The sequence below is a fragment of the Halosimplex halophilum genome, assembly GCF_004698125.1.
Lineage (GTDB): Archaea > Halobacteriota > Halobacteria > Halobacteriales > Haloarculaceae > Halosimplex > Halosimplex halophilum.
The window spans coordinates 1,942,667-1,956,117 of sequence record NZ_ML214297.1 but is presented as its reverse complement, the minus strand read 5'-3'; the positions used below and the strand labels follow the sequence as shown (position 1 = coordinate 1,956,117).

Here is a 13,451-nt window from a genome sequence, read left to right as displayed (position 1 = left end):
GTCCGCTCAGAACAGCGCTTCGCTCTCGTCGAGGATCGCGGCGGGGCCGCCGACCTCCCAGACGCGGGTGTCGACGCCGCAGCCGGCGACGGCCTCCTCGACGCGGCCGACGTGTTCGGCCGTGGTGTTGACGTAGACGCTCGCGCCGGTGTCGACCGAGAAGTAGACCGGCAGATCCTCCTCGGCGCGCAGCTCGCGGACCGTATTGAAGATCTCGATGGTGCGGGGCTGCCAGTACACCCACCCGGAGGGGCCGGTCATCGTCGTCGCCGCGAGCGACAGCGAGTCGTGCTCCGCGCGCTCGAAGGCGTCGTGGAAGTCGCCGTCGCGGAGTTCGCTCCGCATCTTCGCGATCTGGCCGTGGATGTGGGCCATCCGGCCCTCGAACATGTGGCTCTCGGCGGCCTCGGCGTGGGCGGAGTCGGTCTCCTTGTAGCTGGGGACCATCCCGGCGACGACGCGGACCTCCTCCTCCAGTTCGTCGGCCACGTCGATGCGCTCCGAGCGGCAGTCCTCGTCGTCGGCGCCGGTGCGCAGGTGCGAGTAGGCGCCCGTGACCGCGCGGGCGGCCGAGGCCGAGCCACGGCGGGCGATGGCGGAGACCTCCGGTCGAGTCAGGTCCAGCCCCGCGGCCTCCGAGAGGGCCATCGCGGCCGCGGCGAACCCGGAGGCCGAGGAGCCGAAGCCGATGTTCGTCGGGAAGGAGTTCTCCGAGACGAAGCGGACGCGGTGGTCGATACCGGCCCGGTCGCGGACCTCGTCGACGACGGTGCGGATGCGGTCGGCGCCCTTCCCCTCGACGGGGTCGCCGTCGACGACGTACTCGTCTCCGTCGAGCGCGGGGTCGAACTCGGCGGTCGTCTTCGTGTGGCTCGGCGCGGTGCAGAGGCTGATGGAGTCGTGGTACGGGTGTCGCAGCTGTTCGTCGCGCATCCCGTGGTACTTGACCAGCCCCTGGATCGGGTGGGCCTTCGCGGTCGCCTTCATACCCGGGGATCCGCGGGTCCGCACTTTGCTGTTGTGGCTCCGGTCCGTCTGGGGCGCACTGTTGTTCGCGCGAGCGTCGCAGTGGTTGCGTGAAGATTATCTGTGGTGGGCAGCGAGTCCTCGCGCATGGGAGTCGACCTCGACAGCTTCAGTGCCCGCGACTGGGAGGAGCCGACCGACGCCGACCCGATCCGGTTCGCCATGGTCGGGCTCGGGTGGTGGACGCGCGAGCAAACGATCCCCGCCGTCGAGAGCGCCGACCACTGCACGACGACGGTCCTGGTCAGTTCCAGCACGGAGAAGGCCGAGGACGTCGCGGCCGACGTGGAGGGGATCGAGGCGACGCTCACCTACGAGGAGTGGGCCGACGGCGCGGCCACCGACGCCTACGACGCGGTGTACATCTGTACGCCGAACGGGCTCCACCGCGACAACGTGGCGGCCGCGGCCGCACACGACAAGGCGGTCCTCTGCGAGAAGCCCCTGGAGGCGACCGTCGAGGACGCCCGTGCGGCCGTCGACGCCTGTCGCGAGGCGGACGTGCCGCTGATGGTCGCCTACCGCCTGCAGACCGAACCGACCGCTCGTCGCGCCCGGGAACTGATCCGGGCGGGCGCCATCGGCGACGTGGTCTCCATCGTCGGGCACATGTCGGACACGATCCTCGACGCCGTCGACGAGACGAGCTGGCGGTTCGACCCCGATCTTTCCGGCGGGACGACGCTCAACGACATCGGGATCTACCCGCTGAACACGATCCGGTTCATCCTGGAGGAGGACCCCCAGGCGGTGTACGCCCGGACGGAGTCCGAACAGCCGGCCTACGAGGGCACCGACGAGCACGGGGCCTTTCAGCTCGAGTTCCCAGACGGCAAGCTCGCCTCGTGTACGGTCTCCCACAGCGCCACCGTCACGTCGAGCCTCCGGTTCGTCGGCACCGAGGGCGAACTGACCATCGAGGGGCTGTTCTTCCCGAACACCCGGAAGGTGCTCCGCGTGTCCGGTCCGGACATCGAGGGCGAGTACCGGCCGGAGCCGGTCGACCAGATGCGCGAGGAGTGTGACTACTTCGCCAACTACCTCCAGCGCGGGCTCGACCCCGAACCCGACGGCGAACACGGCATGGTCGACATGCGCGCTATCGAAGCCCTCTACGAATCCGCCGAGAGCGGCCAGCGCGTCGAACTCGACCTGTGAGCGAGGCGGAACGGGAGCCCTGCAGCTTTCAGCTCCGGACCACCCGGAGCTTAGTGGCCGGCCGCGGACGGGCCGGTATGACCCGATCACACGACGGGGACGTACTGTACGCGCCGCCCGACGACGCGCCGGCCGCGGGCGCGATGTACCCCCGTGTCGAGCGGCTGGACCACGACGGCGCTAGCGGCGAGACGCTGCTGGCGACGTTCGAACACTACGCGAGCGCCGATCCCGACTGCACCGACCCGTTCGCCGACGAGTACGACGGGTCGGTCCCGGACGACCGGCCGTACTTCCCGGTCTACCGAAGCACCGACGGCGGGGAGACGTGGGAGCCGTTCTCGGCGATCCGCGACACCCAAAACGGCTGGGGGCTGCGCTACCAGCCCGTGCTGTTCGAACTCCCGCAATCGGTCGGTCCCTGGGACGCGGGGACGATACTGGCCGCGGGCAACTCGATCCCCGACGACCGCTCGCGGACGAGCATCGACGTGTACGCCAGCGAGGACGGCGGCCGTTCGTGGTCGCACGTCAGCGCGGTCGCCGAGGGCGGGCGCGCGGTCCCGCAGGCCGACGAGACGCCGGTCTGGGAACCAGAACTCGCGCTCGACGCCGGCGGCGACCTGGTCTGTTACTTCGCCGACGAGCGCCACCGCGAGGGGGGCTACGACCAGCTCGTCGGCCACCGGCGCTCGGTCGACGGCGGGCAGACCTGGGACGAGGAGGTGTTCGACGCGGCCGTCCCCAACGGCGCAGACCGGCCGGGGATGCCCGTCGTGGCGCGACTCCCGGACGGCCGCTACGTGTTGACTTTCGAGGTCGTCGGGCCGACCCACGAGGGGGCCATCTTCGTGAAGACCTCGCCCGACGGGCGCGACTGGGGCGACCCGGCGGACCTCGGGTCACCCGTCCGCACCGCCGAGGGTCACCGACTCACGAACGGGCCGTACGTGACGTGGACGCCCGCCGGCGGGTCCGACGGAACGGTCGTGGCGTCGGCGAAGACGCTCCGGACCGACGACGGCGAGCAGGCCCCCGGAAGTGGGCGGACACTCCTGGCGACGGCCGACTTCGCGGAGTTCGCCGACTGGAGTCCCGTCGAGGCGCCGCTGGCGTTCGCCGACGAGTTCGACACGGGCCACGGGACCGTCGGCTGGACGACGCCCCTGGTCCCCGTCGCCGGCGGGGAGGAGCTACTCCAGATGACCTCGACGCACGTCGCCGACGGTCGCTGCGAGATCCGCTACGCGTCCGCGTCGCTGGGCCTCGATTGAGGACGGAACCGCGGTTCCGACTCCCTACTCGTCTCTCCACTTGATCGAGCAGCCCCGACTCGGTTTGAACTCGTCGTCGATCGCCTCGCCGGCGAGCACGCGGTCGATGAGCTGTTTCATCTCCCGCTCGGTGGGCTCGTCGTCGGGGTTCAGCGCGTCGTCCAGCCGGCCGTGGTACGCCAGGCGGAACTCGCCGTCCTCGCGGGCGAACAGGAACGGGTCCGGCGTGCAGGCCGCGCCGTACTCCGCCGCGACTTCCTGGCTCTCGTCGCGCAGGTAGGCGTCGTACTGGACGTTCCCGCTCTCGACGTACTCGACCATCTTCTCGAAGGAGTCCTCCGGGTACTCCTCGGCGTCGTTGGGGTTGATCCCGACGACGGCCGCGTCGTCGTACTCGTCGGCCAGGGCGTTCAGCTCGTCGAACTTCGCCCGGGCGTACGGGCAGTGGTTGCAGGTGAACACCACCAGCAGGGCGTCGCTGTCGGCGAAGTCGTCGAGCGTGTGGGTCTCCCCGTCGACGCCGGGCAGTTCGAAGTCCGGTGCGGCGTCGCCGCGGTCGAGCGCGTCCTCCTCGGAGTCGAGTGCGACCATGACAGAGATGGGTACGGACGCCCGGAGAAAGTGGCTTTGGGTGTGGGAAACCGACGGTGCACGGTTCCTCGCCACGGCGACCGGGAGAACCTACTGCGACCCGAGGACGGCCTCGGGAGCGAGGACGAGGAGCGCGAGAAGCCCGGTCAACCAGAGGATCGCGGCGATACGCAGTCCGCCCGCCAGCCGCCGGCGCTCGGCCGGGAGGCCCTCGGCGACCCCGGAGAGGGCGAACCCCACCGCCATCACGAGCGAACTGGCGGAGCTCCCGCCGAGCAGGAGGTCGTAGTAGACGTAGATACTCAGCATGGCCAGCGCGCCGGAGAACATCACGAGTGCGTGAACGCGTCCGGGGGGCTCACTGAAGACGACCTCCTCGACCCTGGAGGGCATAGATCGGCCTATCATCCTGGCAATACAAAAGGGTGTATCGGCGCGGGTCGTCCGCTCACCGCCCGTCCGCAGTGACGGACGGGCCCGCCGCCGACCTGAGATTCGGGGAGACCGGTGACCGGCTCTCCCCGTGGCTGTCGCCGGCACCACGCTTACGGCCGCGCCGGCCGACTCGGACGCATGGTCGACGACCACCGCGGGAACGCAGTCAGGGACCGCATCGAGGCCGGCGAGGTCGCGCTGGGCGTCCTCGACAACACGTACAGCCCGACGCTCGTCGAGTTCTACGGCGAACTCGGCGTCGACTTCGTCTGGCTCGACTTCGAACACGGCGGCCCCAGCCCGTGGGACGCGACCGCGATGGAGGACCTGCTGCGGGCCGCCGAGGGGACGGGAACCGAGGTCCTCGCGCGCGTGCCGACGACCGAGCCCGCGCTGGTCCGGAAGGTGCTGGACGCGGGCGTCCGGAACGTCTTCCTCTCGCGGGTCAGCGGCGTCGAGGAGGTCGAGCGCGCCGCGCGGGCGACCCGGTTCGAGTACGACGGCGAACCGGGCGACCGCGGCATGGCCAACCCCCGGGCGCGGCGCTGGGGGCTGGCCGACGACTACGTCGCCACCGAGGACGAGGAGGTCTTCTTCGGCGTGACCGTCGAGAACAGCGAGGCCGTCGACGCCATCGACGACATCGTCGCCGTGCCGGAACTGGACTTCGTCTTCGCCGGCCCGCTCGACCTGTCCGTCTCGCTGGGCCACCCCGGCGAACTCGACCACCCGGAGGTCGAGGAGGGCATCGAGCGGATCCGCTCGACGGCGGTCGAGTCGGACGTGGCGCTGGGCGGACTGGGTTTCGGGATGGACGACGTGAACGAGAAGGCCGAGGAGGGCTACCAGATGCTCCACGTCGGGAGCACGACCGGCGCCGTGAAGTCGGCGGTCGACGGGTGGCTCGGCGGGTTCGACGGGCCGCGGTCGGCGGACCCGGAGTAGACCCTCGGCCGTCCCACGAGCGCGGCCGTCGCGGCTACCGCGGACGGAAGACGACCGCGCGGTCGCCGGTGGTCTCGCGCTCGCCCACGCCGACCCCGACGGGCATCCCCACCTCGACCTCGTCGGGGTCGACGCCGCGGAGCAGGCCGGTCACGCGGACGGGGCCGTAGTCGACGATGGCGGTGACGTAGGGGGTGTCGGCGCTGAACTGCGGCGTCGCGACCGACACCTCGGTGTAGGTCGCCACCTCGCCGGCGTCGGGCAGCGGCGTCTCCGAGAGCTCGCGGCTCCCGCAGTCGGGGCAGACCCGCCGCGGCGGGAGCCAGCCGTGGCCGTTCTCGCACTCGACGTAGTACCCCTCGCCGTCCTCGACGCTGTCGAGCCAGTCGTCGAACGCGCCGTCCCTGGCTTTGTCGCTCATTCTACCACCTCCAGGACGTGGACGGTCGCGCTCGCGACGGTGCCGCCCGCGTTGTGCGCGACGCCGACGCGGGCGTCGCCCACGTCGTCGGCCCAGGCGGAGTCGCCCTCCAGGACCCTCGCCAGCGAGACGACCTGCGCGACGCCGGTCGCGCCGACGGGGTGGCCCTTGGCCTTCAGCCCGCCCGAGAGGTTGACGGGCGTCTCGCCGGTCGCGTGGGTCTCGCCCTCGCGGGCCGCGGCGATGCCCTCGCCGGGGTCGTACAGGCCCAGCGACTCGATAGCGAGCACCTCGGCGATGGTGAAACAGTCGTGGACCTCGGCGATGTCCACGTCCGCCGGGCCGAGGCCGGCGTCCTCGTAGGCCTCGTCGGCGGCCTTCGCGGCCGCGGGCGACCGGGCGAGGTTCTCCCGGTCGTGCAGCGCGAGGTTGTCGCCGCCCTGGCCGGTCCCGGTGACGGCGACCGTGGCGTCGAGGTCGTGTTCCGCGGCGTACTCGGCGCTGGTCAGGACGGCGGCGCTGGCGCCGTCGGTGATCGGGCAGGCGTCGTACAGCCCCAGCGGGTCGGCGACCATCGGGGCCTCCAGGGCGTCCTCGACGCTGATCTCCTTGCGGAGCTGAGCGTGTTCGTTCGGGAGTGCGTGGTCGTGGTTCTTGACGGCGACGTGGGCGAGGTCCTCGCGGGCGCCGCCGAACTCCCGGAAGTACGCCCGGGCCATCAGCGCGTAGGCGCCGGGGAAGGTCATCCCGGCGCGGATCTCGTAGAGGTCGTCGGCGGCGATCGAGAGGGCGTCCGTCGCGCCGGCGGTGCCGATGTTCGTCATGCGCTCGCTCCCCCCGACGAGGATCACGTCCGCCTCGCCGCTGCGGAGGTGTCTGACCGCCTCGCGGACCGCCGCGCCGCTGGAGGCGCAGGCGGCCTCGTAGCGTGTCGCCGGCACGTCGAGGCCGACGGCCTCGGCCATCAGCGGGGCCTGGTGGCCCTGGTGTTCGGCGAGTTCGCCCATGAAGTTACCATAAAATAGCGCCTCGACGTCGCCGGGGTCGACCCCCGAGTCGTCGAGCGCCGCCAGGCCGGCCTCCGCGAACAGGTCCCGGCCCGTCCGCTCGGAGTGCTCCCCGAAGTCGGTCAACCCGACGCCGGTGACGCGTGGGTGGCTCATCGACTACCCGTAGGGACTCCAGGCGGTAAAAGACGCGCGTTCACGTGTAAACCGGACGCACGATCATGTCGTACTCCGGCGGTCCGTGCGGCCGTGTGACGACGCGTCCGCGGCTGGCGGTTCCGCTCGCCCGTCAGTCGGCGACCCGTTCGAGGTGTCCGTCGTGGAGCCAGGCCCGGTACGCCCCCCGGAGTCCCCGCGGGTCGCGCAGGCGGAGGAACGTGTGGGGGAACTTTCCGGGGAGCATCACGTCGGCGGTGTGTAGCGGTTCGTCGGGGAGCCCGCCGTCGCCGCGATAGTCGGCCGCCAGCGGGTCGAAGGCGGCGCCGAACTCGGGAGTGTGGCCCGCCTGGTGGACCCGGACGACGGTCGGGGCCCGCGGGACGACGTACACGTCGTCGCCGAGGGTGTACCCCCGCAGGAAGTCCGACTCGACCCACAGCCGGACGCCGCGGAACAGCGACCCCTCGTCGGGACCGGCGTCGGCCGACCCTTCGGGGCTGTGGTGGGCGTCGAACCCGCGGAGGTAGTCGGGCCAGGACCGCTCGTGTTCGGTCACCGCCGGGGCGTCGGTCGAGTGGTCGGCCGCCGAGGTGTCGGTCGCCGGTCCGCTCGCGGTCGGGGACGACCCGGCGGGGGGAACCGGCTCGCGGGCGGTGACGACCCGGTTCCAGGCGGCGACGACCGGGACCGCCAGCAGCCCGACCGCCGTCAGCAGGAGGGCGCGGACGGTCGAACGTGTCATACCTGCTATCGCTCGACAGTCCGGCATATGTCTTGTGGCGTGACAGCTATGTCGGCGGCCGCCCTCGTACCGCCGTGCGCGTCGTCCTGTTCACCTCGGCGGAGCCGCTGTACCTCCCGCGGTACCTCCGGCCGGTGGTCCGCTCCCACGCCGACTCGATCGCCGCGATCGTCGTCGCCCCGCCCCGGAAGCCGCGACACGAGCAGGTGCGGGACTACATGCGAGCCCTCGGCCCGGGCGCCTTCCCGCGGATGGGCCTGCGCTTCGCCCGCGGGGCGGTCTTCGACGCGCTCCCGCCGGGGCTCCAGCGGGCCGCGACCGGCCGCTACCACGGCGTCGCCTCGCTCGCCCGCGACCACGGCGTCCCGGTCCGGCGCGTCCCCGACACCGCCGACGGGGAGTTTCTCGACTGGTATCGCGGGGTCGACCCGGACGTGGCGCTCTCGATTATCTGCGGACAGCGGTTGCCCCGGGCGGTCCTCGACGTGCCCGACTACGCCGTCAACGTCCACGGGTCGCTGCTCCCGAACTACCGCGGACGCGCGACGGCGTTCTGGCCGCTGTACTACGGCGACGACGAGTCCGGCGTCACCGCCCACCTGATGACCGACGAGTTCGACGCCGGCCCCATAATCGAACAGCGCTCGTTCCCGATCGCCGACGGCGACTCGATGCACGACCTGTCGCTGAAGATCGCGGAGACCGGCGGGCCGCTGGCGGTCTCCCTCCTCGACCGCTACCCCGCGTTCGAGACGCGCCCGAACCCCACCGGCCCCGAGGACTACCACACCCTCCCGACGCCCGCCGAACGCCGCGAGTTCCGCCGGCGGGGCAACGCTTTCCTGTGAGCGTCGCCGCCCGACCGACCTACACCCCGTGTCGCCGCCCTACATCCCCATGTCCTCGGCGGCCTCGGGGACCGGCAGGTCGTGCGGGGCGACGCCGAGCAGTTCGGCGGCGTGGTCCAGCGCCATGTCGAACCCGTAGTACCGCTCCAGTTCGTCGCCGTCGGCGGTCGGCCGGACCTTCAGCATGGCGTACCCCTCGGTGTTCTGGGCGACGGCGGCGGTCGCCCCGTCGCGCTCGAAGGTCAGCAGGCGCTCGGTCTCGGTCTCCTCGTAGCGGGCCGTGATCCCCTCGTTCGTCGCGGTCGCGTCGGTCATTGGCGGATCTGTGGACCGGTGATAGTCGTAGCCTTCGATCCCCGGTCGCAACACCCGCGTTCTCCGGTCCACCTCGTACGGCCTCGAATCGCAAGAGTCGAACGGCCCCGGTGCGACACTCGACCCATGACCAAGTGGCTCCAGAGCGGGCGCCGTCGGGATCTGTGCGTCATCCTCGCCGGGGAGGGACCGCTCAACGGCCAGGCGCTCAAGTCGCGGCTCGAATCCCACTACGACGAGCGGATCGACCCGAAGTCGTTCTACGGCGCGCTGGACACGCTCGTCGACAACGGCCACCTCGAACTCCGGGAGTCGGGCATCCACGACGAGTACGCGCTGACCGACGCCGGCCGCCGGATGGTCGACGAGCAGTTCGCGTGGATGGCCGACCACCTCGACGGGGAGTAGGTCGGCTCTCGGCACGCGCCACCCCGTCGCGGGTCACGACTCGACGGTCACGTCTCGGCGGTCAGGACGACGACCTGATTGGGCCGCTCCGGGGGGTCCAGCGGAAGGTCCGTGTCGCCCTCGACCGTCTCGTCGTCCGTCCACGCGGCCGACTCGGCGTCGAGGGTCCGGCGTCGATACGACCCCGCGTCGAGGTCGAGTGTCGCGTTCCCCCCGTCGGGGACGTAGACCACGTAGGCCTCGCCCGGGTCGGCCGCGCAGTAGGCTTCGTCGGGAGCGGCGTCTCCCAGAAGGTCCCCCCGCGGCGGCAGGGCGGTGAGGTCGACGACTTCCTCGATCGCCCGGACCGACCGGATCTGGGTCAGCGCCCGCTCGCTCCCGCCGATCCCCCAGCCCTCGTCGCCCTCGGCGACCCGCCGGTGGAACCGGCAGGCGGCGCACCCGCCGAGGACGTTCCGCCAGAACCACCGCACCGCCTGGTCGGCGGTCCCGGCGGCCTCCTTCCCGCCGTCGAACCCCCCGTAGATCTTCACGTTGTTGAACGGCCGCGGCCCGACGGCGTCTTCGACCTCCCCGCGCCACGCCTGGAGGTTATCCCAGTGGTCCTGCCCGGTCGCTCCCGCAGAGAGCTGGTTGTGCTGGGACACCTCGACGTACGAGAACGCGTCAGGGTGCTCGACGACCTTTTCGACCGAGTCCTCCGGCGTCATGTTCATGTTGGCGACCTCGACGCCGACGCCGCGCTCGTCGGCCCGGTCCAGCACGTGCTCGGCCCAGTGCAGTTCCCACTCGATCCCCGCCCATCCCTCGTTGGTGACGTTGTAGAGGACGTGCCCGTGGTCGAACGTGTGGTCGAGGACGCGGTCGACGAACCGCTCCTGGTGGGCGAGCACGGGGTCGTTGCCCTCCTCGACCGTGCGGAAGAAGGCGATCCGGTCCCGCCAGTGGTCGCCGCCCGTCTCGGGGAGCGAACCCTCGGGGAGCGTGTCGTTGTTGACCGGGTTCCAGGCGTGGGACTCCCACCTGTCCCCGACGAGGTCGTGCTGGTCCCAGAGCGTCAGTTCGACGACGATGTCGCGCTCGGCGGTCGCGGCGAGGAACGCATCGAGCCGGTCCCAGTACTCGTCGTTCCACCGTTCGAGGTCGTACGTGCCGTCGTCGTGCCGTGCGAACGGCGACACGTCCCCGTCCTTGCGGTCCGACATGGTGTTGCGGACGAAGTTCCCGCCGGCGTCGACGAGGTCGTCGAGGTGGGCCTCCAGTCGCTCGCCGGTCCACTGGAAGAGGTTGTCCCTGTCCGTCCCGCCGAGGAGCAGCGTCGGTCCGTCGCCGTCCGACCAGTACCACGGGTTCTCGGGGTTCGGCCTGACGCGGTCGGTCATAGGCCGACCGTCGCGGGAACTCGGCATAAATCGCCCGCTGGCGCACAGCCTCTCCGAGATGGCACGCTTTTACCCGCGGCGACCCCAGTTCCGGTATGGTCACCAGGGACGCCACGTGGGCGTACCGCGACGAGTTCGGCGACGAGTTCGCCCGCACGTACTTCCGGCGGTTCGGCGAGGGGGTCGTCTCCAGCGTCGGCGTCGGCACCTACCTCGGGGACCCGACCGACGAGGCCGACGACGCCTACCGCGAGGCGATCGTCGAGGCGCTCCAGTCGGGGATCAACGTCGTCGACACGGCGATCAACTACCGGAACCAGCGCAGCGAGCGGGTCGTCGGCGAGGCCATCGACGCGGCCGAGGTCGACCGGGAGGCCGTCCTCGTCGCCACGAAGGGCGGGTTCGTCCCCTTCGACGGCGAGCGTCCGGAGAACCCCGGCCGGTGGATCCGCGAGGAGTACGTCGACACGGGGATCGTCGACGCCGACGACCTGGTCGCCGGGCAACACTGCATCGCACCCGGGTACATCGACGACCAGCTCGACCGCTCGCTGGACAACCTCGATCTTGACACGATCGACCTGTACTACGTCCACAACCCCGAGACGCAGCTGGCCGACCGCTCGGCCGAGGCGGTCTACGACCGGCTGGAGGACACGTTCACGCGGCTGGAGGAGCGGGCCGCCGAGGGGGACATCCGCCAGTACGGCGTGGCGACGTGGGAGGCGCTACGCGTCCCCGCAGAGGACGACAGCCACCTGTCGCTGGCGGAGATAGTTTCGCGGGCCCGCGAGGCGGCCAAGCGGGCGAACAACGCGGCGACGCACTTCCGGGCGGTCCAGCTCCCGTTCAACGTCGTGATGGCCGACGCGTTCACCGTCGAGGCCCAGGAGGGGTCCGAGGGCGCCCAGTCGACGCTGTGGTTCGCCCACGACGCGGGGCTGAACGTGTTCACGAGCGCGTCGCTGGCCCAGGGGAAGCTCGCCCGCGCGGGGCTGCCCGAGGAGGTGGCCGAGCGGGTCGAGGGCGAGACGAGCGCCCAGAAGGCGATCAACTTCGCCCGGAGCGCGCCGGGGGTGACGTGCTCGCTGGTCGGGATGGGCTCGCCCGACCACGTCGCGGAGAACGTCGCGGCGGGGACCCACCCGCCGCTCGGCGCGGATTCGTTCGACGCCGTCTTCGAGTAAGTAGCGCGAAGGCGTCCCCCCGGCGTCACCCGGCGAGCGGTCACCCCACCTGCTTCCACTTGCTGTCGCACTCCGGACAGACCCGGACGGTGCCGACCTCGTCGGGGTCGTTCTCGGTCGCGAGCTCCTCCCCGCACTCGCTGCAGGCCAGGCGTTCGTAGACGTCTTTCTCGATCTCGCCCGAACGCAGCCCCTTCCGGACCGATTTCATGCGCGGGGGTACGACACCGACTCTGAAAAACCCCATGCATAGATCCGACACACCACGGTCGGACGCGGTCGCCGACCGTCCGAGTGCGGTCGGACGACAGCCCGTGTCGCGGACGGTGCCGCCGAGTTCGCAACCCTTGAAGGGCAGCGGACGAACCCCGTGGTGTGACGCGCCGCCAGCTGTTCGGGTCGCTCTGTGCGATGGTGTTCGTCGTCAACCTCGGGCGGGTCGTCTTCGCGCCGCTGCTGGACCCGCTGCGAGCGGCGCTGACCGTTGACGCCGCGGCCGTCGGCCTGCTCGCGTCGCTCGTCTGGGTCGGCAGCGCCGTCCCGCGGATCCCGACGGGCTACCTGCTCACGCGGGTCCCGCGCCACTACGTCGTCTTCGCGACGGGCGCGACGCTCACCGCCGCGACCGCGCTGGCGTCGGTCGCGCCGGGCATCCGCGCGCTCCAGGCCGCCGCCCTGCTGATGGGGGCGGCCGGCGGCGCCTACTTCATCGCCGCGAACCCGCTGGTCAGCGAGCTGTTCCCCTCGCGCGTCGGCTCGGCGCTGGGGGTCCACGGGACGGCGGCGCAACTGGCCGCGGTCGGCGCGCCGCTGTTCGTCACCGCCGTCCTCGCGCGCGGGGAGTGGCCGCTGACCTTCCGGATCATGGCCGCGGTCACCGCCGTCGCGACCGTCCTGTTCACCGTCGCGGCCTGGCGGACGGACCTGCCGGCCGCCGGCACCGAGGACCGACACCTCCTCGTCGCTGTCCGCGAGCAGTGGCGGCTGGTCCTCGCCGGCGTCGTCATGCTCGGCGCCACCGGCTTCGTCTGGCAGGGCGTGTTCAACTTCTACCCCACCTACCTCGCCGAGACGAAATCGCTCACGGAGTCGACCGCGCGGACGGTCCTCTCGGTGGTCTTCGGCGCCGGCGTCCCGGCGATGGCGCTGTCGGGCCGGCTGGCCGACCGCCTCGACATCGTCCGGTACATCCTCGCGCTCCTCGGCGGCTTCGTCGTCACCGTCCTCGCGCTGACGACCGTCTCCGGGCTCGTCGCCGTGGTCGCGGTCAGCCTCGTCCTCGGGTACGTCACCCACAGCCTGTTCCCGGCGATGGACACCTACCTGCTGGGGTCGCTGCCGGATCGGCACCGCGCGAGCGCCTACGCCGCCTACTCGGGGACGATGATGTTCGTCCAGGCCGGCGGCTCCTACGCCGTCGGGTTCCTCCGGGACGCGCAGGTGGCGTTCGACCTCATCTTCCGGTCGTTCGCCGGCGGCCTCGTCGTCGTCCTCGCCGCGCTCCTCGTCGCCCACGCGATGGGACGGCTCCCCCACGGCGCGCGATCGTGACC

General features: G+C 71.4%; 16 protein-coding genes. 7 read left to right on the top strand and 9 right to left on the bottom strand.

Annotated elements, in window-relative coordinates; translation table 11 throughout:
• Positions 1-6 precede the first annotated feature (6 nt).
• The gene (gene mvaD / locus E3328_RS09825; protein WP_135364387.1) at positions 7-987 is read right to left on the bottom strand and encodes a phosphomevalonate decarboxylase MvaD; all 981 of its coding nucleotides are present in this window, start codon (positions 985-987) and stop codon (positions 7-9) included.
• Positions 988-1,113: 126 nt separating this feature from the next.
• Here mvaD and gfo6 point away from each other — a divergent pair, with 126 nt between their 5' ends.
• Together gfo6 and E3328_RS09815 are read left to right on the top strand one after the other, a co-directional pair.
• Positions 1,114-2,184 carry a D-xylose 1-dehydrogenase Gfo6 gene (gfo6, locus tag E3328_RS09820; protein ID WP_135364386.1) on the top strand — a complete coding sequence of 357 codons (1,071 nt, stop codon included), beginning with the start codon at positions 1,114-1,116 and terminating at the stop codon, positions 2,182-2,184.
• A gap of 77 nt (positions 2,185-2,261) precedes the next feature.
• Positions 2,262-3,458 (top strand): sialidase family protein, encoded by a 1,197-nt coding sequence (locus E3328_RS09815; RefSeq protein ID WP_135364385.1) that lies wholly within the window; start codon positions 2,262-2,264, stop codon positions 3,456-3,458.
• Between the two features lie 24 nt (positions 3,459-3,482).
• On the opposite strand, the gene E3328_RS09810 is transcribed toward E3328_RS09815, so the two are convergent.
• Both E3328_RS09810 and E3328_RS09805 read right to left on the bottom strand, forming a co-directional pair.
• Positions 3,483-4,049, bottom strand: coding sequence for a thioredoxin family protein (locus E3328_RS09810; protein WP_135364384.1), 567 nt, complete (start codon positions 4,047-4,049; stop codon positions 3,483-3,485).
• Between the two features lie 90 nt (positions 4,050-4,139).
• Positions 4,140-4,442, bottom strand: coding sequence for a DUF8011 family protein (locus E3328_RS09805; RefSeq protein WP_135364383.1), 303 nt, complete (start codon positions 4,440-4,442; stop codon positions 4,140-4,142).
• Between the two features lie 180 nt (positions 4,443-4,622).
• Here E3328_RS09805 and E3328_RS09800 point away from each other — a divergent pair, with 180 nt between their 5' ends.
• Complete coding sequence (locus E3328_RS09800; protein WP_135364382.1) at positions 4,623-5,429, top strand: HpcH/HpaI aldolase family protein; 807 nt, start codon at positions 4,623-4,625, stop codon at positions 5,427-5,429.
• A gap of 34 nt (positions 5,430-5,463) precedes the next feature.
• Here the strand turns inward: E3328_RS09800 and E3328_RS09795 are convergent, their stop codons facing one another.
• From E3328_RS09795 to E3328_RS09785, 3 genes are all read right to left on the bottom strand, one after another.
• Entirely contained in the window at positions 5,464-5,850 is a 387-nt protein-coding gene (locus E3328_RS09795) for a Zn-ribbon domain-containing OB-fold protein (protein ID WP_135364381.1), read from the bottom strand.
• On the bottom strand, positions 5,847-7,013 hold the full coding sequence (locus E3328_RS09790) for a thiolase domain-containing protein (RefSeq protein WP_135364380.1): 1,167 nt from the start codon (positions 7,011-7,013) through the stop codon (positions 5,847-5,849). The genes E3328_RS09795 and E3328_RS09790 overlap by 4 nt, the downstream gene beginning before the upstream one ends.
• 133 nt (positions 7,014-7,146) lie before the next feature.
• Positions 7,147-7,758 carry a hypothetical protein gene (locus E3328_RS09785; protein ID WP_135364379.1) on the bottom strand — a complete coding sequence of 204 codons (612 nt, stop codon included), beginning with the start codon at positions 7,756-7,758 and terminating at the stop codon, positions 7,147-7,149.
• Between the two features lie 74 nt (positions 7,759-7,832).
• On the opposite strand from E3328_RS09785, the gene E3328_RS09780 reads away from it, so the two are divergent.
• The gene (locus E3328_RS09780; RefSeq protein WP_135364378.1) at positions 7,833-8,606 is read left to right on the top strand and encodes a methionyl-tRNA formyltransferase; all 774 of its coding nucleotides are present in this window, start codon (positions 7,833-7,835) and stop codon (positions 8,604-8,606) included.
• 39 nt (positions 8,607-8,645) lie between these two features.
• Here the strand turns inward: E3328_RS09780 and E3328_RS09775 are convergent, their stop codons facing one another.
• Entirely contained in the window at positions 8,646-8,921 is a 276-nt protein-coding gene (locus E3328_RS09775) for a DUF7111 family protein (protein ID WP_135364377.1), read from the bottom strand.
• A gap of 126 nt (positions 8,922-9,047) precedes the next feature.
• Between E3328_RS09775 and E3328_RS09770 the strand changes: the two genes are divergently transcribed.
• The gene (locus tag E3328_RS09770) at positions 9,048-9,329 is read left to right on the top strand and encodes a PadR family transcriptional regulator (RefSeq protein WP_135364376.1); all 282 of its coding nucleotides are present in this window, start codon (positions 9,048-9,050) and stop codon (positions 9,327-9,329) included.
• Between the two features lie 47 nt (positions 9,330-9,376).
• On the opposite strand, the gene E3328_RS09765 is transcribed toward E3328_RS09770, so the two are convergent.
• Positions 9,377-10,711, bottom strand: coding sequence for a DUF6298 domain-containing protein (locus E3328_RS09765; protein ID WP_135364375.1), 1,335 nt, complete (start codon positions 10,709-10,711; stop codon positions 9,377-9,379).
• A 95-nt stretch (positions 10,712-10,806) separates the two neighbouring features.
• On the opposite strand from E3328_RS09765, the gene E3328_RS09760 reads away from it, so the two are divergent.
• Positions 10,807-11,898, top strand: coding sequence for an aldo/keto reductase (locus tag E3328_RS09760; RefSeq protein ID WP_135364374.1), 1,092 nt, complete (start codon positions 10,807-10,809; stop codon positions 11,896-11,898).
• A 40-nt stretch (positions 11,899-11,938) separates the two neighbouring features.
• Here the strand turns inward: E3328_RS09760 and E3328_RS21960 are convergent, their stop codons facing one another.
• Positions 11,939-12,109, bottom strand: a complete 171-nt coding sequence (locus E3328_RS21960; RefSeq protein WP_167837359.1) for an HVO_0758 family zinc finger protein — start codon at positions 12,107-12,109, stop codon at positions 11,939-11,941.
• A gap of 164 nt (positions 12,110-12,273) precedes the next feature.
• Here E3328_RS21960 and E3328_RS09755 point away from each other — a divergent pair, with 164 nt between their 5' ends.
• Positions 12,274-13,449 carry an MFS transporter gene (locus E3328_RS09755; RefSeq protein WP_135364373.1) on the top strand — a complete coding sequence of 392 codons (1,176 nt, stop codon included), beginning with the start codon at positions 12,274-12,276 and terminating at the stop codon, positions 13,447-13,449.
• Positions 13,450-13,451 lie beyond the last annotated feature (2 nt).

Bases quoted from the DNA above. Each gene is read 5' to 3' on its own strand.
- E3328_RS09810 (WP_135364384.1), bottom strand. From the start codon at position 4,049: ATGGTCGCACTCGACTCCGAGGAGGACGCGCTCGACCGCGGCGACGCC.
- E3328_RS09815 (WP_135364385.1), top strand. From the start codon at position 2,262: ATGACCCGATCACACGACGGGGACGTACTGTACGCGCCGCCCGACGAC.
- E3328_RS09805 (WP_135364383.1), bottom strand. From the start codon at position 4,442: ATGCCCTCCAGGGTCGAGGAGGTCGTCTTCAGTGAGCCCCCCGGACGC.
- E3328_RS09775 (WP_135364377.1), bottom strand. From the start codon at position 8,921: ATGACCGACGCGACCGCGACGAACGAGGGGATCACGGCCCGCTACGAG.
- E3328_RS09785 (WP_135364379.1), bottom strand. From the start codon at position 7,758: ATGACACGTTCGACCGTCCGCGCCCTCCTGCTGACGGCGGTCGGGCTG.
- E3328_RS09800 (WP_135364382.1), top strand. From the start codon at position 4,623: ATGGTCGACGACCACCGCGGGAACGCAGTCAGGGACCGCATCGAGGCC.
- gfo6 (WP_135364386.1), top strand. From the start codon at position 1,114: ATGGGAGTCGACCTCGACAGCTTCAGTGCCCGCGACTGGGAGGAGCCG.
- E3328_RS09760 (WP_135364374.1), top strand. From the start codon at position 10,807: ATGGTCACCAGGGACGCCACGTGGGCGTACCGCGACGAGTTCGGCGAC.
- E3328_RS09790 (WP_135364380.1), bottom strand. From the start codon at position 7,013: ATGAGCCACCCACGCGTCACCGGCGTCGGGTTGACCGACTTCGGGGAG.
- E3328_RS09765 (WP_135364375.1), bottom strand. From the start codon at position 10,711: ATGACCGACCGCGTCAGGCCGAACCCCGAGAACCCGTGGTACTGGTCG.
- E3328_RS09770 (WP_135364376.1), top strand. From the start codon at position 9,048: ATGACCAAGTGGCTCCAGAGCGGGCGCCGTCGGGATCTGTGCGTCATC.
- E3328_RS21960 (WP_167837359.1), bottom strand. From the start codon at position 12,109: ATGAAATCGGTCCGGAAGGGGCTGCGTTCGGGCGAGATCGAGAAAGAC.
- mvaD (WP_135364387.1), bottom strand. From the start codon at position 987: ATGAAGGCGACCGCGAAGGCCCACCCGATCCAGGGGCTGGTCAAGTAC.
- E3328_RS09795 (WP_135364381.1), bottom strand. From the start codon at position 5,850: ATGAGCGACAAAGCCAGGGACGGCGCGTTCGACGACTGGCTCGACAGC.